Source organism: Agrococcus beijingensis, assembly GCF_030758955.1.
Taxonomy (GTDB): Bacteria; Actinomycetota; Actinomycetes; order Actinomycetales; family Microbacteriaceae; genus Agrococcus; species Agrococcus beijingensis.
Map to the genome: position 1 here is coordinate 1,559,532 of NZ_CP132360.1, position 17,460 is coordinate 1,576,991.

12 protein-coding genes and 1 pseudogene are annotated in these 17,460 nt (G+C 73.4%); 8 read left to right on the plus strand and 5 right to left on the minus strand.

Annotation, left to right across the window (positions count from 1 at the left end):
* Positions 1 to 3 precede the first annotated feature (3 nt).
* Both Q9250_RS07515 and ffh read right to left on the minus strand, forming a co-directional pair.
* Positions 4 to 951, minus strand: a complete 948-nt coding sequence (locus tag Q9250_RS07515; protein ID WP_306231246.1) for an ABC transporter substrate-binding protein — start codon at positions 949 to 951, stop codon at positions 4 to 6.
* Between the two features lie 156 nt (positions 952 to 1,107).
* Entirely contained in the window at positions 1,108 to 2,652 is a 1,545-nt protein-coding gene (gene ffh, locus Q9250_RS07520; RefSeq protein ID WP_306231248.1) for a signal recognition particle protein, read from the minus strand.
* Positions 2,653 to 2,751: 99 nt separating this feature from the next.
* Here ffh and Q9250_RS07525 point away from each other — a divergent pair, with 99 nt between their 5' ends.
* Positions 2,752 to 3,915 (plus strand): AMP-binding protein, encoded by a 1,164-nt coding sequence (locus Q9250_RS07525; RefSeq protein WP_306231249.1) that lies wholly within the window; start codon positions 2,752 to 2,754, stop codon positions 3,913 to 3,915.
* A gap of 18 nt (positions 3,916 to 3,933) precedes the next feature.
* On the opposite strand, the gene ftsY is transcribed toward Q9250_RS07525, so the two are convergent.
* Positions 3,934 to 4,803, minus strand: coding sequence for a signal recognition particle-docking protein FtsY (gene ftsY, locus Q9250_RS07530; RefSeq protein ID WP_306231251.1), 870 nt, complete (start codon positions 4,801 to 4,803; stop codon positions 3,934 to 3,936).
* Positions 4,804 to 4,973: 170 nt separating this feature from the next.
* On the opposite strand from ftsY, the gene Q9250_RS07535 reads away from it, so the two are divergent.
* On the plus strand, positions 4,974 to 6,260 hold the full coding sequence (locus Q9250_RS07535) for a TerC family protein (protein ID WP_422665029.1): 1,287 nt from the start codon (positions 4,974 to 4,976) through the stop codon (positions 6,258 to 6,260).
* A 7-nt stretch (positions 6,261 to 6,267) separates the two neighbouring features.
* The gene (locus Q9250_RS07540) at positions 6,268 to 7,101 is read left to right on the plus strand and encodes a DNA glycosylase family protein (protein WP_306231252.1); all 834 of its coding nucleotides are present in this window, start codon (positions 6,268 to 6,270) and stop codon (positions 7,099 to 7,101) included.
* Positions 7,102 to 7,104: 3 nt separating this feature from the next.
* Here the strand turns inward: Q9250_RS07540 and Q9250_RS07545 are convergent, their stop codons facing one another.
* Positions 7,105 to 8,238 (minus strand): class I SAM-dependent methyltransferase, encoded by a 1,134-nt coding sequence (locus tag Q9250_RS07545; RefSeq protein ID WP_306231254.1) that lies wholly within the window; start codon positions 8,236 to 8,238, stop codon positions 7,105 to 7,107.
* Between the two features lie 153 nt (positions 8,239 to 8,391).
* Here Q9250_RS07545 and Q9250_RS07550 point away from each other — a divergent pair, with 153 nt between their 5' ends.
* Positions 8,392 to 9,069, plus strand: coding sequence for a hypothetical protein (locus Q9250_RS07550; RefSeq protein ID WP_306231257.1), 678 nt, complete (start codon positions 8,392 to 8,394; stop codon positions 9,067 to 9,069).
* 11 nt (positions 9,070 to 9,080) lie between these two features.
* Positions 9,081 to 9,752, plus strand: a complete 672-nt coding sequence (locus Q9250_RS07555) for a hypothetical protein (protein WP_306231258.1) — start codon at positions 9,081 to 9,083, stop codon at positions 9,750 to 9,752.
* 227 nt (positions 9,753 to 9,979) lie between these two features.
* Here the strand turns inward: Q9250_RS07555 and Q9250_RS14180 are convergent.
* Positions 9,980 to 13,644 (minus strand): annotated as a pseudogene (locus tag Q9250_RS14180) (AAA family ATPase).
* A gap of 152 nt (positions 13,645 to 13,796) precedes the next feature.
* On the opposite strand from Q9250_RS14180, the gene Q9250_RS07570 reads away from it, so the two are divergent.
* From Q9250_RS07570 to Q9250_RS07580, 3 genes are read left to right on the plus strand one after another with little or no spacing between them, the layout of a single operon-like run.
* Positions 13,797 to 14,873, plus strand: coding sequence for a hypothetical protein (locus Q9250_RS07570; protein ID WP_306231260.1), 1,077 nt, complete (start codon positions 13,797 to 13,799; stop codon positions 14,871 to 14,873).
* Between the two features lie 13 nt (positions 14,874 to 14,886).
* Positions 14,887 to 16,017, plus strand: a complete 1,131-nt coding sequence (locus Q9250_RS07575) for a GNAT family N-acetyltransferase (RefSeq protein WP_306231261.1) — start codon at positions 14,887 to 14,889, stop codon at positions 16,015 to 16,017.
* Positions 16,014 to 17,423: an aldehyde dehydrogenase family protein gene (locus tag Q9250_RS07580; protein WP_306231262.1), complete on the plus strand. Its 1,410-nt coding sequence runs from the start codon at positions 16,014 to 16,016 to the stop codon at positions 17,421 to 17,423. The genes Q9250_RS07575 and Q9250_RS07580 overlap by 4 nt, the downstream gene beginning before the upstream one ends.
* Positions 17,424 to 17,460 lie beyond the last annotated feature (37 nt).

Here is a 17,460-nt window from a genome sequence, read left to right on the forward strand (position 1 = left end):
GTGCTAGCCCGCCAGCGACTGGGCGATCTGGTCGAAGGCGCGGGTGTAGGCCTGCGCGCCCTCGGTGCGGTAGAAGTCGTCCTCGAGGTAGACGATGCGGCCCTCCTGCACGAAGCCGGTGCCGGCGAGCGCCGGGTTCGACTCGACGACCTGCTTGGCGGGCTGCGCGTCGCCGGCGCCGGCCGCGGCGTCGCGGTCGAGCACGATCGCCCACTCGGGGTCGGCCTGCGCGATCGTCTCGGGCGCGAGGCCCGAGTCCTGGTGGATGTCGCCGGCCTCGCCCGCGAAGACGTCGGTCATGCCGATCTCGTCGGCCATGCGCGACAGGCGCTCGGCGCCGTTGTCGAGCTTGCCACCGTTGACGATGCCGAGGAAGACGCTCTTGCCGGTCGCCGCCTCGGTCGCGGCCTCGACGGCGGCGTCGAGCTCGTCGACGATCGCGGTCGCCTCGTCCTGCTGGTCGAAGATCGTGCCGAGCGATGCGGTCTGCTCGCGCAGCGACGCGACGTAGCCGTCCTCGTGCTCCTCGTTCGCCGCGACGTCGATCGTCGGCGCGATGGCGGCGAGCTCGTCGGTGTACTCGGAGAAGCGGTAGCCGCCGATGATGAGGTCGGGGTCGGCGGCCGCGAGCGCCTCGAAGTCGGGCTCGCGGTGGGTGCCGATGTCGGCGATCGACTCGTCCTGCACCCAGGCCGAGAAGCGGTCGGGCGAGACGAGCTGGGTCGGGATCGCGACCGGCGTGATGCCGAAGGCGAGGAGCGTCTCCATGGCCGTGTTGTCGAGCACTGCGATGCGCTCGGGCAGCAGTGCGACCTCGACCTCGCCGAGGTTCGACGGCACGGTGACGGTCTCGGCGCTGGCGGGCGTCTCAGCGGGCTCGGCGGCGCTGCAGCCGGCGAGCAGCGCGATGGCGGCGGCAGCGGCGATCGACGTGCGGAGGGCACGGGACATGGAGGTGCTCCATTCGAGAGGGGGGATCCGCGGCGCAGCCTCGCGCCCACAGTAAGGCAAGCCTAACCTCGCTGTTTCGGTCAGCGCAATCTGACATCGCTCCGCGCGCCGCGTCGGATCGGGACGAGCGACCGCGTCGGGCGAGGTCGGACCGCGTCAGCGGTTGCCGAGCATGCGCTGCAGCGTCTCCTGGTCGGCGCCCGACAGCTCGCCGAACGCACCCTCGGCCTTGGGCTTGCCGAACGCGCTGCCCTGCGGCGCCGCCTCGACCGGAGCCTCGGGGCGCTTCGCCGGGTTGCCCGAGCGCTTCAGCTGCTTGCCCTGCTGCTTCTGCGCCTTCTTGGGCGGGCGCATGCCGGGAGGCATCGGGCCCATGCCGGGCATGTTCGGCATGCCGCCCTTGGCGACGGTCTTCATCATCTTGGCCGCCTGCTCGAAGCGCGCCATCAGCTGGTTGACCTCGGTGACGGTGACGCCGGCGCCGCGCGCGATGCGCAGGCGTCGCGAGCCGTTGAGGATCTTGGACTGCTTGCGCTCCTGCGGCGTCATCGACTGGATGATCGCCTCGGTGTGCACGAGCTCCTTCTCGTCGAAGGAGTCGATGGCCTCGCGCATGCCCTTCGCGCCCGGCAGCATGCCGAGCATCTGCTTGAAGTTGCCGGCCTTGCGCAGCTGCTGCATCTGCTTCAGGAAGTCCTCGAGCGTGAAGCCGTCGGTGGCGATCGCCTCGGCGAAGCGGTGCGCCTCCTCCTCGTCGAAGGCCTTCTGCGCCTGCTCGATGAGCGTGAGGATGTCGCCGAGGTCGAGGATGCGGCTCGCCATGCGGTCGGGGTGGAAGGCCTCGAAGTCGTCGAGCGTCTCGCCCGTCGACGCGAAGAGGATGGGCTTGCCGGTGACACCGCGGATCGAGAGCGCGGCACCGCCGCGCGCGTCGCCGTCGAGCTTCGTGAGCACCACGCCGGTGAAGTCGACGCCCTCCTGGAAGGCCTTGGCCGTCGCGACCGCGTCCTGACCGATCATCGCGTCGATGACGAACAGCACCTCGTCGGGCTGCACGGCCTTCCGGATGTCGGCGGCCTGCCGCATCATCTCGGCGTCGACGCCGAGGCGGCCCGCCGTGTCGACGATGACGATGTCGTGCTGCTTTCGCCTGCCCTCCGCCACGCCGTCGCGGGCGACGCGCACCGGGTCGCCGACGCCGTTGCCGGGCTCAGGCGCGAAGACGGGCACGCCCGCCTGGCCGCCGACGACCTGCAGCTGCGTGACGGCGTTGGGGCGCTGGAGGTCGCTCGCGACCAGCAGCGGCGTGTGGCCCTGAGCCGCGAGGTGCTTCGCGAGCTTGCCCGCGAGGGTCGTCTTGCCGGCGCCCTGGAGGCCGGCGAGCATGATGACGGTCGGCGGCGTCTTCGCCAGCTCGAGCCGCCGGCTCTCGCCGCCGAGGATCGCGACGAGCTCGTCGTTGACGATCTTGACGACCTGCTGCGCCGGGTTCAGCGCGTCGGAGACCTCGGCGCCCAGCGCACGCTCGCGCACGGCGGCGGTGAACGACTTGACGACCTCGAGCGCGACGTCGGCGTCGAGCAGCGCCCGACGGATCTCGCGGACCGTCCCGTCGACGTCCGCAGCGGAGAGCTTGCCCTTCGTGCGGAGCTTCGCGAGGGTCTCGGTGAGTCGAGTGGAGAGTGAACCGAACGCAGCCATGGTGGGCTGAGTCTACCGTCGTCGGGCGCTGCCCCCTGGCGGGGCTCGACCCACCTGGCATGCTGGATGCGTCACGGCCGCGGAGAGCGAAGGGACCCCATGCGCCTCAGAGGCATGCCGCCGAGCCACACGCGCTCGCTGCTGCGCAGCGTCCGCTCGCACGGCTTCACCATCACGGCGCTGGCCAGCCACGCGGCCGAGGTGCGGCGCGACCAGGTCGGCCTCGTCGTCGACGGCTGGAGCGCCACCTTCGGCGAGCTCTGGGAGGCCGCCGAAGGCGTGGCCGCCGTGCTCTACGTGGGCCCGCTCGAGCGCCGGCCGCTGCCGGTCGCCATCGCCTGCAGCGGACCGGCCATGCCGATCGCGCTGCTAGCGGCCGCGCGGCTCGGGCTCGACGCGATGCCCATCAGCCCGCGCTCGCTCGACGACCACCGCAGCGCCGTGCCGTCCGACGCGCTGCTCATCCACGACGGCGAGGCGCCCGCCTGGCACCGCGGGCCGACGCTCGATGCCGCGCGCATCCTGGAATGGACGCGCACCGACGGCTCGGGCTTGGCCGCGACGCGCAGCCGCGTGCGGATCCTGCTGCCGGCGGTCTCGTCGGCGGGCACCGTGACGACGCACGTGCAGGGTGCGCTCGGCCTGCAGGGGCTGCGGCAGCTCGCCGGCCTGCACGACCGGCTGGGCGTCGAGAGCACCGACGTGCTGCTGACCTGCGCGCCGCTGCAGCGCGGCAAGGGCCTGCAGCTGCTCGGCATGTCGCTGCTGACCGGCGCGACGCTGGTGAGCGCCGCGCACACGGCGTCGGCCGACCGCATCCGCATCATCCGCGACCGCTTCGTCTCGGTGCTCTCGGCGTCGCCGAGCCAGCTGGCGGGCATGCTCGATCATCTCGAGCGCAGCGGAGAGCCCGCGCCGCGCCTGCGCCGGATCCTGGTCGCCGGGCAGGATCTCGACGCCGACCTCGTGCGCCGCCTGCACAGCGTCTGGGGCCCGATCGTGCTGACCGCCTACGGCACCGTGCAGACGGGCACGGTCGCGGTGGCGACGCCCGAGGTGCTCTCGTCGCACCCCGGAACCTCGGGCCGCAGGCTGCCGGGGAGCGACTTCGGCATCGTCGGCCACGCGGGTCGCGGCGATGCGCACGGGCTGCTCTGGGTGCGCGGCGCGCACGCCACGGTGATCACCGAGGACCGCGCGCGCATCACCGACGGCCGGCTGACGATCGTCGGCCCGCTGACCAAGCCCGATACGTCGGACTGAGGCGAAGCCCTGTCGCGCTCAGCCGACGAGCTGCTCGACGAACACGTGCGACGTGAAGCCGGTCAGGTCGTCGATGCCCTCGCCCTGGCCGATGAGCTTGATCGGGATGCCGGTGCGCTCCTGCACGGCGAGGATGAAGCCGCCCTTCGCGCTGCCGTCGAGCTTCGTGACGACGAGGCCGGTGACGCCGGCGTGGTCGATGAACGACTGCGCCTGATTGACGCCGTTCTGACCGGTCGTGGCGTCGAGCACCAGCAGCACCTCGGCGATCGGCGAGAGCTTCTCGACCACCCTCCTGATCTTGCCGAGCTCATCCATCAGGCCGCCCTTGGTGTGCAGGCGGCCGGCGGTGTCGATGATGCACATCGCGTGGCCGTGGGCCTTCGCGGCCTCGACCGTCTGGAAGGCGACGGATGCGGGATCCTGGCCCTCGCGCTCCGGCCGCACGATCGCGCTCCCCGCGCGCTGCGCCCAGGTGCCGAGCTGCTCGACGGCGGCGGCACGGAAGGTGTCGGCGGCGCCGACCACCACCGACTGGCCGTTGCGCACGAGGAAGCGGGCGAGCTTGCCGATCGTCGTCGTCTTGCCGACGCCGTTGACGCCGACCACCAGGATCACGGCCGGGCGCTCCTTGAGCGACAGCGTCGGGTCGTACTGGGCGAAGCGCTCCTCGAGCCGCTCGCGGAGCATGCGCTTGAGGTCCTGCGGGTCGTCGACCATCAGCCGCTCGACATCGGCGCGCAGCGCGTCGATCAGCTGCTCGGTGATGTCGGGCCCGAAGTCGGCGGTGATGAGCGCCGTCTCGAGGTCGTCCCAGGTCTCCTCCGTGATCGTCTCGCGCTGGAACATGCCCCGGAGGGCGCCGGTGAGAGACCACTTCGCTGCCATGCGTCCATGCTAGGCGGGCCACGCGCTAGACTCGTCCCCTGGCGAAGGGGAGTATCCCGTCACGCCGCGATCGTCATCACGGAGTCCTGCGGGCTCCCGGTCGCGGCGGCGCGATCCGCGTGGGAGAGACGTTCGCGCCCCGTTCGCGCACCCTTCCGGAAGGCCTTCGCTTGACCCCGTATCAGATCTTCGAGATCGTCTCGATGGCGCTCCTCGTCGCCGTCCTCATCTTCGACCTGCTCATCGTCGTGAAGCGGCCGCACGTGCCCTCGATGAAGGAGGCGACCAGCTGGGTCGTGTTCTACGTCGCCCTCGCGCTGGTCTTCGCCGGCGTGCTGTGGTTCATGGGCGACGGCGTCAAGGCCGGCGAGTTCGTCACCGGCTGGCTGCTCGAGTACTCGCTGTCGATCGACAACCTCTTCGTCTTCATCATCATCCTCAGCCGCTTCGCGGTGCCGAAGGAGATGCAGCAGCGCGTGCTGATGATCGGCATCCTGATCGCCATCGTGCTGCGCGGCATCTTCATCGTGCTCGGCGTGCAGCTGATCGAGTCGTTCTCGTGGCTCTTCTACTTCTTCGGCGCCTACCTCGTCTACGTCGCGTGGAAGCAGGCGTTCGGCGGCGAGGACGACTCGGGCGAGAAGGACAACCTCGTCGTGCGGATGCTGAAGAAGCGCGTCAACGTCACCGACCGCTGGAACGGCGGCAAGACCACCGTGCAGATCGAGGGCGTCAAGTACTTCACGCCGTTCCTCATGGTGATCCTGGCGCTCGGCACCACCGACCTGCTGTTCGCGATTGACTCCATCCCCGCGATCTTCTCGGTCACGACCGACCCGTTCCTGGTCTTCGCGTGCAACATCTTCGCGCTGATGGGCCTGCGCCAGCTCTACTTCCTGCTCGGTGGCCTGCTCGACCGCCTCGTCTACCTGCACTACGGCATCGCGGCGATCCTCGGCTTCATCGGCATCAAGCTCGTCTTCCACGCCATGGAGGTCAACGAGCTGCCGTTCCTCAACAACGGCGAGCCCATCACCTGGGTGCCGCACATCGAGACCTGGCACTCGCTGGTCGTCATCCTCGCCTCGATGGTCATCGCCACGGTCGCCTCGCTCATCAAGCTGCGCATCGACGCGAAGACGACCGGCGACACGTCGCTGCACCTCGGCCCGTCCGAGGCAGAGCTGGGCGCCGACGGGCACTACCACATCGTCGACGCGACCGGGAAGACGTTCTACCGCCCGCTGCGGGTCGAGCACAACGAGACCGGCACGCTGAAGGTCATCGACGCCAAGGGCACCGAGGCGCCCGCGGCCGACTTCCACGAGGACGTGCTGCGCGAGGCCGCCCGCGAGGACATGGATCCCGAGGCGCTCGACGAGGTGCGCCGCCGCATCGCCAAGGGCGAGAACCTCGACGAGCGCGAGCTCGACGAGCGCGGCGACCGCAACGTCTGATCGACGCATGACCGGGGCGCCCGGCATCCTCGCGTGGCTCGTGCCGCGCGCGGTGCCGGGCGTCGAGGTCGTTGCGACCGACGGCTACCGGCGCGCGCTGCCGGGACCGCGGGTCGCCGGCGCTTCGGTGCGGGGCGGCGTCGCCATCACCGCCGACGCCGACCTGGCGCGGCTGTTCGACCTGCCGGTGCCGGGCGCTGCCGGGCTCTCCGGGGCGGATGCGCGCCTGGCGGCAGACGAGCGGCTCACGTGGGCGGCGGCTCGGCACGCCGCTCCCCTGCTGGCGGCGGCGATCGCGGGTGCCCCCGCGCTCGCGCAGCCCGGCTGCGCCGACGCGCACGAGATGCTCGTGCGCGCGATCGTCGGCCAGCAGATCACCGTCGCGGCCGCGACGCAGCAGCTGCGGCTGCTGGCGGCGCTCGGGGACGCACTGCCGGAGGCGCTCGTCGAGCCGGGGATCGAGCGCTGCTTCCCGTCGATGGCCCAGGTGGCGGAGGGCGGCGAGGTGCTGCGGGGCCCGGCCGCGAAGACCGCCGCCGTGCGACGGGCCGCCGAGGCGGTGGCGACGGGCGCGATCGAGGTGAGCCCCGCATCCGACCTCGTGACGATGCGCGAGCGGCTGCTCGAGCTCAAGGGGATCGGCCCGTGGACGGTCGGCTACCTGTCGCTGCGGATGGGCGACCCCGACGTGCTGCTGCTCGGCGATGTCGCCGTGCGGAAGGGCGCGCTGCGCCTCGGCATCACCGACCTGCCGGCGTTCGCCGCCGACTGCGCGGGGCACCGCTCGGCGCTCATGCTGCGCTGCTGGGCGGCCGCCGCGCCTGCCCCGGCTGCGGCCTGAGGCTCACCGCCGCCGCGTCGCCGTGACCGTGAACTTGGCGTTGCGGCTCACCTGACGGGTCTCGCCGATCGCGTCGAGCTGCTGGCGGTAGCCGAGGTGGCTGTTCCAGACGCACCACAGCTCGCCGCCGCGCTCGAGCGCACGGCCGGCGTCGGCGATGAGCCGCTCAGCAGCGCCGGTGTGCACGGCGGCGCCGATGTGGAACGGCGGGTTGAGCATGATGAGGCCCGCCGAGCCGTCGGGCACGCCCTCGAGCCCGTCGGCCTGCCGCGCCTCGACGCGGTCGCCGACGCCGTTCGCGTCGGCCGTCGCGACGGTCGAGGCGACTGCGGCGGCTGAGGCGTCGGTCGCGAGCACCTGCACGTGCGGCCGGGCTTGCGCGAGCGCGACGGCCAGGACGCCCGTGCCGCAGGCCAGGTCGATCGCGTGCGACGCATCCGGCATCTGGTCGAGGTGCTGCAGCAGCGTCTGCGCGCCGATGTCGATCGACGTGCCGGCGAACGCCTCGCCGTGCGCGACGACCGTCAGCGGGCGGCCGGCGATCTGGTGCGTGCGATTGCGCGGCCAGCTGAGGCCCGGGCGGCGGGGATCCTCGGCGTGCAGCACGCGCGACTTGCGCCACCCGAGGGTCGCGTGGACGCTGCGGAACGAGCGGCCGAGCAGGGCGTTCATGCTCATCGTCATGTGCTTGACGCGGCCGCCGGCGACCACCCGCACGTCGTCGGCCGCGTGCGTGGCGATCAGCTCGGCGATCTCGTCGAGCGCGTCGAGCGCGCGGGGCAGCTGCAGGAGCACGAGCGTCGCTTCTTCGACGAGGGATGCGTCGAGGCCGTGGTGCGCGTAGGTGCCGGTCGCGCCCAGCTCGGCCGTGCCCAGCTCGGCCGCGTTCGCGTCGAGCGCCCGCTCCCCCACGATGGAGTCCTGGTGCACGCGCACCCGCTCGGCGCCGGCCTGCAGGGCGCCCAGCGTGAGCGCCCCGTGGCGGTCGCCGATCACGACCACCTCGGCCGGCATGCGGCGCTGCTTGACGGCCTCGTCGAGGATCAGGGCATCGGATGCGTCGTGGGCCTGGAGCGTCGGATCCTCGACGTCGGGCCTGCGGCGCAGGCGGGCGAAGAGGTCGTCGCGTTCGGTCACCTCTCGATCCTCGCACCCTCGGCGGCCGTTGCCGACCGGCTGCCTTCCCACCCCTGGCGGGCGTGCAGCGGCGCCGCCGCTCGCCGGCCGTGACGTGCGAATCGCGCGGAACGTTGGGCTGTGCTCCGGAGGATGCGCATCTAGCGTGAGGCCATGAGAACCATCGTCGCCGGCGGCATCGTGGCCGCGGCCGTCCTCCTGCTCGCCGGCTGCGCGTCGGCGAGCCCCGGAACGGGCTCCGCCGCGCCCGACGCGAGCGACGCGCCACCCGCACCCACCGCATCCGCCGGTCTCGACGTGCTGACCGGGCCCGAGCAGCGCGCGCGGCTCGCCGACCTGCCGATGCCGAGCGCCGCGGGCGAGGTGATCGCGATCGGCACGGCGCTGCAGAACCCCGACGGCCCCGCGATGCTCTGCTACGTCGTCGCGACGTCGCTGCCGCCGCAGTGCGCCGGGCCGGAGCTGGTCGGCTGGGACTGGGCAGCGGTGCCCCACGAGGAGGCCTCGGGCGTGCGCTGGAGCGACGCCGCGGTCGCCCTGCGCGCGACCTACGACGCGACGGCGTTCGCGATCACGCCCCTCGAGGTGCTCGATCTGGCCGCGCTGAGCATGCCCCAGCGGCCCGCCCCCACCGGCGACCTCGACCAGGCGACGCAGACCGCGGTGCAGGAGGACCTCTGGTCGCTGCAGCGCCCCGACGTGCTGGGCGGTGGCGGCGACGGCGCCGGCATCGCCATCATCGAGGTCGTCCACGACGACGGCTCGATGCAGGCGTTCCTCGACGACATCTACGGGCCGGGCGCCGTCGCCGTGGTGCCGTGGCTGCTGTGAGGAGCCCCGTCATGCATGCACCTATGCGTCGCCTGCTGCGCACCGCGCTGCTCGCGGTCGCCGCTTCGGCCCTCGTCGCCTGTGCGCAGACCGCGCCGGGCTCGCCGGTGTCGCCGGGCTCGAGCGGCTCGCCTGCAGCGCCTGCCGCTCCGATCGCCACCGGGCCGGAGGCGCAGGCCGCGCTCGCCGAGCTGCCCGCGCCGAGCGGGGTCGAGCCTGTGCTGGCGATCGCCACCGTGCTCGAGACGCCCGAGGGCGCGATCCTCTGCCTCGGCGCGGTCGCCGAGTCGGCGCCGCCGCAGTGCGGCGGGCCGCTGCTCGTCGGCTGGGACTGGGCGCCGTTCGAGCACCAGGAGACCGGCGGCGTGCGCTGGGTGCAGGGCGTCGCTGTCGAGGGCACCTACGACGCCGAGGCGCAGACGTTCACGCAGACCGGAGCGCCGATGAGCGCCGCCGCCATCACGATGCCGGCGATCGAGGTGCCGGCAGGCTCGCTCGACGACGCGACGATCGAGGCGGTGCTGGCCGACCTGGCGACGCTGCAGCGGGCGGATGTGCTCGGCAGCTGGAGCGAGCAGGGCACGGTGGTGCTCAACGTCATCGCCGACGACGGCTCGGTGCAGGACGCGGTCGACGCGATCTACGGCGAGGGCGTCGTCTTCGTCATCCCCGCGCTGCGGTAGCCGGCGCTCCGGTAGCCCCGCGCTTCGCTCCGCGTTTCCGCACAACGCAAGCCCGCGCGGCCGATCGCGCGGCGCGGGCGGCCGCCCAGCCCAATCCGCCGCGGATCGCGGGCGACGGGCTTGCGTTGTGCGCTGAGCGCGGCGCGGCAGAGCGCGGCGCGGCAGAGCGACGCTCGGCGGCTGGCCGCGGGGCCGCGGGGCCGCGGGCCGCGGGGCCCGCGGGGCCGCTACGCCTCGACGGCGGCGCGCTCGCGCACCGTGCGCTGGCCGACGACGGCCGAGACGCCGTCCTGCCGCATCGAGACGCCGTAGAGCGCATCCGCGATCTCCATGGTGCGCTTCTGGTGCGTGATGATGATCAGCTGCGAGCTCTCGCGCAGCTGCTCGAACACCGTCAGCAGGCGGCCGAGGTTGGCGTCGTCGAGCGCCGCCTCGACCTCGTCCATGATGTAGAACGGGCTCGGCCGGGCCTTGAAGATCGCCACCATCAGCGCCACCGCGGCCAGCGACCGCTCGCCGCCCGAGAGCAGCGAGATGCGGTCGATCTTCTTGCCCGCCGGGCGCACCGTCACCTCGACGCCCGTCTCGAGCATGTTGTCGGGATCGGTGAGCGTGAGCGCGCCCGAGCCGCCCGGGAAGAGGATCGGGAACACCTCGATGAACGCGGCCCGGGTGTCCTCGAACGCGGCCGCGAAGATCGTCTCCATCGTCACGTCGAGGTCGGCGATGATCTGCTCGAGGTCCTTGCGGGTCTTCGCGAGGTCGGCGAGCTGCTCGGTGAGGAACGTGTGGCGCTGCTCGAGCGCCGCGAACTCCTCGAGCGCGAGCGGGTTGACGCGGCCGAGGCGCGACAGCTTGCCCTCGGCCTCCTTGAGCCGCGCCTGCTCGGCCTTGCGGTTCCAGTCGTCGGCGGGCGTGTACTCGGCGACCAGCACGGCCTCGTCGAGCCCCAGCTCGCTGCCGGCGCGCTCGAGCAGGTTGGAGAGGTGCAGACGCTGCTCGTACGCCTCCATCTCGGCGACGTGCACGTGCTCGGTGAGCTCCTGCAGCCGCTCGCGCAGCGTCGCCTCGTCGCGGCGCAGCCTGCCGAGCTCCTCGCTGCGGTCACGGCGGGCGGCCTCGCGCTCGGCCAGCACGCCGCGCGCCTCGGCCACCGAGCGCTCGGCGACGCCCAGCACGGGCGGGATCGCCTCGAGCACGCGCGACGCCTGCTGGCGCTGCCGCTCGCGCAGCACGGCGCGGCGCGCGGCCTCCTCGGCCCGGGCCCGCTGCGCCTCGACATCGCGGGCGAGCGCATCGGCGCGGGCGAGCTCGGCGCGCACCCGTTCGCGGGCGGTCTCCAGCTCGATGCGCAGGTCGGTCTCGGCACCGCGGGCGGCCTCGAGCTCGGCCAGCATGCCGTCGCGCGCCGACGCGTCGAGCATCGGGCGCGGCTTGGCGTGGAAGCGCTCGAGCGCTTGCTTCGCGGCCTCGACCGCCAGCTGGGCGTCGCGGATGCCCGCCCGCGCCTCGCCGATCGCCGCCTCGGCGCGCTCGTGCTCGCCGGTCGCCGACTCGAGGCGTGCCCGGGCGCGCGATCGCTGCTCGCCGCGCGCCGCCGACGCCGCGTCGTGCGCGCGCAGCCGCTCGAGGGCCTCGGCCGCGGCGCGCTTGGCCTGCTGGTGCGCCTGGCGGGCGTCCTCGAGGGCGCCGGCCTCGCGCTCGATGGCGGTCGACAGCTCGTCGAGCCGCTCGGTCGCCGCGTCGCGCTCGGCGAGCAGCTCGAGCCGCGACTGGCTGTCGTCGNCAGCCGCTCGAGGGCCTCGGCCGCGGCGCGCTTGGCCTGCTGGTGCGCCTGGCGGGCGTCCTCGAGGGCGCCGGCCTCGCGCTCGATGGCGGTCGACAGCTCGTCGAGCCGCTCGGTCGCCGCGTCGCGCTCGGCGAGCAGCTCGAGCCGCGACTGGCTGTCGTCGCTGCCGCCGCGCAGCAGGTGCTCGGTCACGAAGTCGCCGCGCTTCGTCACCAGCGTGATCGGCCCGCCGAGCTCGAGGTCGGCCAGGCGCGGCGCGAGCTCCTGCGCTGCGGCCAGGTCGTCGACGATGAAGGTCCAGGCGAGGATGCCGAGCACGCCCTCGGGCGCGTCGACGACCGAGGGCGCGTGCACGGCGCCGCGAAGGCCCTCCGCCGCGACGTCCGCGATGCGCGGCTGCATGCGGCCGGCGTTCGCGACGACCGCCTCGATGCGGCCGAGGCCGGCGTCGTACGCGTGCTCGATCGCGGCGGCGGCGGCCTCGCGGGTGTCGGCGAGCACCGCCTCGCCGAGGGTGCCGAGGGCAGCGGCGATGGCTGCCTCGAAGCCCTTCTTGACCTTCACGCGCTCGGCGACGAGGCCGGTGACGCCGGCGACGCCGGCGTCGAGCAGGCCCGCGGATGCGTTGGCCTGCGAGAGCGCGAGGCCCAGTGCCGAGGTGCGTGCGGCGAGCGCATCCCGCTCGCGCTCCACCGCGTGCAGCGCCGAGCGAGCGTCGTCGAGGGCGCCCGAGAGGCGGGCCTGCGCCTCGTCGGCGTCGCGGTACGCGCCGGCCAGGGACTCCGCGTCGGTGGCCTCCTCGTCGTCGCCCAGCCCGGCGGCGGCCGCGCGGGCGTCGGCGAGCCGCTGCTCGGCGTTCGCGAGCGCCGCCTCGCGCCTGGCCACCTCGGCCTCGCGGGCGGCGAGCGTCGACTGCGCGACCTCGACCTTCGAGCGGTGGGCGGCCGCCTCCAGGTCGTGCTTGGAGACGAGCGCGGCCTGCGCGGCGATCTCCTCGTCGAGCGAGTCGAGCCCGGCGCGGGCGAGCGCGGTGGCCGAGGCCGCCTTCCCGAGGCGACCCTCGGCATCCGCCACCCTCTCGCGCAGCGCCATGGCCTCGTCGCGCACCGCCTGCACCATGTCGGTCGTCACGAGCGGCGCCGCGTCGCCGATCTCGGGCGCCTCCTCGAGCAGCGCGAGCCGCTGGCCGGCGAGCGCGTGCAGCGACTGCAGCCGCGACAGCTCGCGCTCCAGGCCGTGCGCCACGTTGCGGGCCCGGTCGACGTCGTCGCCGACCATCGACTCCTCGATGCGGCCGGCGCGCAGCTTGGCCTGCTCGAGCTGCTCCTGCAGCACGATGCGCTCCGACTTGCGCTCCGACTCCGAGCGGGCGGCGGCCTCGAGGTGCGAGCGCAGGCCGATGACCTCGTCGGCGATCAGCCGCGCACGGGCGTCGCGCACGGTCGACTGGATCGTGGCGGCCTCCTTGGCGATCTCGGCCTGCTGCCCGAGCGGCTTCAGCTGCCGCCGGATCTCGCCCGTCAGATCCTGCAGGCGCGTGAGGTTGGCCTGCATCGCGTCGAGCTTGCGGAGCGTCTTCTCCTTGCGGCGGCGGTGCTTGAGGATGCCGGCGGCCTCCTCGATGTAGCCGCGGCGGTCGATGGGCGTCGCCTGCAGCACGTTGTCGAGCTGCCCCTGCCCGACGATCACGTGCATCTCGCGGCCGAGTCCGGAGTCGCTCAGCAGCTCCTGCACGTCGAGCAGCCGCACGCCCTCGCCGTTGATCGCGTACTCCGAGCCGCCGTTGCGGAACAGCGTGCGCGAGATCTGCACCTCCGCGTACTCGATCGGCAGCGCACCGTCGCTGTTGTCGATCACGAGCTCGACGTGCGCGCGGCCGAGCGGGCCGGTGGTGGCCGTGCCGGCGAAGATGACGTCCTCCATCTTGCCGCCGCGCAGCGTCTTCGCGCCCTGCTCGCCCATCACCCAGGCGAGCGCGTCGACGACGTTCGACTTGCCAGAGCCGTTCGGCCCCACGACGCACGTGACGCCGGGCTCGAACTGGAACGTGGTCGCGCGCGCGAACGACTTGAACCCCTTGACGGTGAGGGTCTTGAGGTGCATGCGGCTCCCGGATCGTGGCTGAGAACACCGTAGTGGGGCGGATGCGTCTGGTGCAGACGGCGCGCGCGGGCGCGTGTTGCGCCGATGGCCCGCTGGGCCTAGTCTGCAAGGCTGCCCACCCGCACGGTGCCGGTGCGAGCGGCAGAGCACCCATGCAGATCGACATCCGTCCCCTGGCGCTGCCCGAGCGCGTCGACGAGCGCGGCGCCGTCGGCGACGAGCTGCGCGCCTCGCACGACTTCAACGAGCGCGCCAACGCGGCCCGCTACGGCGGCGGCATCTACGTGAACACCCTCGTCGAGCACCTCGCGTCGCTGCGGTCGACGCGCGACGGCCGGGTCGACCGCCTGCTGGCCTGGCGCGGCGAGCGCCTCGTGGGCGTGCTCACGCTCTACTCCCCGCTGCTCGACTCGACCGACATGACCGAGGTGACCATCGAGCCGGCGCTCGAGCTGGGCGACGCCGAGCAGCACGAGATCGCCGAGGCGCTGGTCGCGAGGGCGCACGAGGAGGCCGCGCGCGACGGCCGCTCGACGATCGTGGCCTCCACCGTCGGTGCGGCGACCGGCCCCGTGACCGCCCGTACCGGCTTCGGCGCGGGCGACCCTGCGCATCCCGACACCGCACCGCTCGTCGCCCGCGGCTACGAGCTCGAGCAGGTCTACCGGGTCAGCGTCGCCGACCTCGCGGCCCTGCCCGACCTCGAGCAGCGGCACGCGGCGGCGCTCGCCCGCGCCGACGGCTACGAGCTGCTGCGCTGGGCTGGCGAGACGCCCGACGGGCATCGCGAGGCCATGCGCGGGCTGCACGAGCGCATGTCGACCGACGCGCCGGTCGCCGGCCTCGGGTGGGAGCCGGAGGTCTGGGACGACGCCCGGCTGGCCGAGTTCGAGCGCTCGAAGCAGGAGGGCGGCCGGGTGCTGCTCACCGTCGCCGCCCGCGAGCGCGCGACCGGCGAGCTGGCGGGCTTCACGACGCTGATCCTGCCGCTCACCGGCGCGACCGCGCGGCAGCACGACACCCTGGTGACGAAGCCGCACCGCGGGCACGGGCTCGGCATGCTCATGAAGCTCGACAACCTGCTGCGGCTGCGCGAGCTGCGGCCCGAGCTGGTGCGCGTGGTCACCTGGAACGCGGAGGAGAATCGGCCCATGCTGCGCGTGAACGAGGCGTCCGGCTTCCTGCCGGTGGCGTACGAGGCGCAGTGGCAGTGGAAGGCGGCGACATGACCGAGACGCCCGCATGACCGAGATGCCACGGCTCGAGTGGCTCGAGCTCACCGAACCGGCAGACGCCTTCGACGAGCCGGCGCTCGCACTGATCGCGCGCTACGTCGCGGTCGCGAACCGCGTCACGCAGCACTTCTGGGGCGACGACTCCTACGACACGACGGTCGACGAGATCGTCGCGTCGCTGCGCCGCCGCGAGGACGAGATCAGCCGGCGCTTCCTCGTGACCGAGGGCGGCGCCGACGTGGGCCGCGCGATCGCCTCCATCAACGGCGAGGAGGGCTCGCACGTCGCCTACCTGTCGGCGTGGGTCGTGCCCGAGGAGCGCAGCCGCGGCATCGGCCGCGCCATGGCCGAGCGTGTCGAGCAGGTCGGCATCGAGCTGGGCGCAACCACCCTGCAGGCCTGGGCCGACCACCGGGCGCCCGCCGAGGGCGAGGCGGGCGTGGCCGCCGTGAGCGGGCACGGCTCGATCGCCGCCGACCCGCCGGCGCAGCTGCTCGTGTCGATGGGCTACGCGCTCGAGCAGGTCGAGCGGATCTCCGAGCTCGACGTCGAGGCTGCGCGGGCATCGCTCGAGGCGCATCGGGCGGATGCGCTCGCGCACGCAGGCGAGGCCTACACCCTGCGCTCGTGGCAGGGCCCGACGCCGCCGGAGCTGCTCGACGCGATGGCGCTGCTGCACTCGCGGATGACCACGGATGCGCCCGCTGCCGCCATGGACCTCGATGACGAGCACTGGGATGCGGCCCGGCTGCAGCGGCTCGAGGCGCAGAACGCCGACTCCGGCCAGACGATGCTGCAGGCGGTGGCGCTCCACGCCGCCAGCGGCGAGGCGGTCGCCTACACGATCCTCCTGCTGCCCGACGACGGCCGGCCCGCCTTCCAGGAGGACACCCTGGTGCACGCCGATCACCGCGGCCACCGCCTCGGCATGCTCGTGAAGACCGAGAACCTCCTGCAGCTCGGCCGCCTGCACCCCGACCGCACGCGCATCATCACCTGGAACGCCGAGGAGAACAGCCCGATGCTGCGTGTGAACGAGGCGCTCGGATTCGTCCCCGTCGGCGCCGAGGGCGGGTGGCAGCGGCGCGTCGGCGGTGCTGGGGCCTCCACAGGCGCGCCTGCAACCATGAGCGCATGACCGACGCTGAAGCGCCCGCGCTGCCCGACGCATCCGCCCCCATCGACGACCTCGCGAGCGAGCTGCGCGAGGCGGTCACCGGCGGGCTGACGCGGCCGCGCGCATACCGCGAGCAGCAGCTCGACGGGCTGGTGCGGATGCTGCTGCAGCACACGTCGCTGTGGGAGGCGGCGCTCAAGGCCGATCTCGGCAAGAGCGAGATCGAGGCGCACCTGACCGAGATCGGGTTCGTCGTGTCGGAGGCGCGCGCGGCGAAGCGCTCGCTGCGCCGCTGGATGGCGCCGACCCTCGTGCCGGCGCCGCTCGCGCTGCAGCCGGCGGTGGCCAAGACGATCGCGGAGCCGCTCGGGGTGTCGCTCATCATCGCGCCGTGGAACTACCCGCTGCACCTCGCGCTCGCGCCGCTCGTCGGCGCCATCGCCGCCGGCTGCGCGGCCGTCGTGAAGCCGAGCGAGGTGGCACCGGCGACGTCGCGGCTGCTGGCGGAGCTCGCGCCCGCCTACCTCGACCCCCGCTCGGTGCGGGTCGTCGAGGGCGGGGTCGCCGAGACGACGGCGCTGCTCGCGCAGCGCTGGGACCTCGTCTTCTACACCGGCAACGCCACCGTGGCGCGCGTCGTGGCCGCCGCTGCCGCGAAGCACCTCACCCCGACGGTGCTCGAGCTCGGCGGCAAGAGCCCCGTCTACGTGCATCGCTCCGCCGACATCCCCGCCGCCGCGCGCCGCATCGCCTGGGGCAAGTGGCTGAACGCCGGCCAGACGTGCGTCGCGCCCGACCACATCCGGGTCGACCGCGAGGTCGCGGGCCAGCTCGTCGACGAGCTGCGCCGCGCGACCGCCGAGCAGCTCGGCGACCCGCGCACCTCGCCCGACTTCGCGCGCATCGTCAACGCGCGCCACCTCGAGCGGCTGCAGGGCCTGCTCGGCAGCGGCACCGCCGTCACCGGCGGCGACAGCGACGCGGCCGAGCGCTACCTGGCGCCGACGATCCTCGTCGACGTCGACGACGCATCCCCCGTCATGCAGCAGGAGATCTTCGGGCCGATCCTGCCCGTGCTGCCGGTCGACGGGGTCGACGGCTTCATCGCTGCGATGCACGGTCGCGAGAAGCCGCTCGCGCTCTACGTGTTCGCACGGGATCGGGATGCGGTGCGTCGCGTCGAGCGCGACACCTCGTCTGGGTCGATGGGGGTGAACGTCGCGGTGGCGCAGGTGGGCGCGGCGAGCCTGCCGTTCGGCGGAGTCGGCGAGAGCGGCTCGGGCGCCTATCACGGCAAGCACTCGTTCGACGCGTTCAGTCACCGCAAGCCCGTGCTGTCGAAGCCGACCGGGGTCGACACGCTGCGCGTGATCTACCCGCCGTTCAGCGACTGGCGGGGCCGGCTCGCGAAGCGCATCCTCGGCTGAGGCCGCCCGCCGCTGAACGAGGACCACGGCGCCGCCC

What these genes read in the sequence shown, in the direction of transcription:
- Q9250_RS07570 (WP_306231260.1), top strand. Translation starts at nt 13,797, where the DNA reads ATGCAGATCGACATCCGTCCCCTGGCGCTGCCCGAGCGCGTCGACGAG.
- Q9250_RS07575 (WP_306231261.1), top strand. Translation starts at nt 14,887, where the DNA reads ATGACCGAGATGCCACGGCTCGAGTGGCTCGAGCTCACCGAACCGGCA.
- Q9250_RS07525 (WP_306231249.1), top strand. Translation starts at nt 2,752, where the DNA reads ATGCGCCTCAGAGGCATGCCGCCGAGCCACACGCGCTCGCTGCTGCGC.
- ftsY (WP_306231251.1), bottom strand. Translation starts at nt 4,803, where the DNA reads ATGGCAGCGAAGTGGTCTCTCACCGGCGCCCTCCGGGGCATGTTCCAG.
- ffh (WP_306231248.1), bottom strand. Translation starts at nt 2,652, where the DNA reads ATGGCTGCGTTCGGTTCACTCTCCACTCGACTCACCGAGACCCTCGCG.
- Q9250_RS07580 (WP_306231262.1), top strand. Translation starts at nt 16,014, where the DNA reads ATGACCGACGCTGAAGCGCCCGCGCTGCCCGACGCATCCGCCCCCATC.
- Q9250_RS07515 (WP_306231246.1), bottom strand. Translation starts at nt 951, where the DNA reads ATGTCCCGTGCCCTCCGCACGTCGATCGCCGCTGCCGCCGCCATCGCG.
- Q9250_RS07555 (WP_306231258.1), top strand. Translation starts at nt 9,081, where the DNA reads ATGCATGCACCTATGCGTCGCCTGCTGCGCACCGCGCTGCTCGCGGTC.
- Q9250_RS07550 (WP_306231257.1), top strand. Translation starts at nt 8,392, where the DNA reads ATGAGAACCATCGTCGCCGGCGGCATCGTGGCCGCGGCCGTCCTCCTG.
- Q9250_RS07540 (WP_306231252.1), top strand. Translation starts at nt 6,268, where the DNA reads ATGACCGGGGCGCCCGGCATCCTCGCGTGGCTCGTGCCGCGCGCGGTG.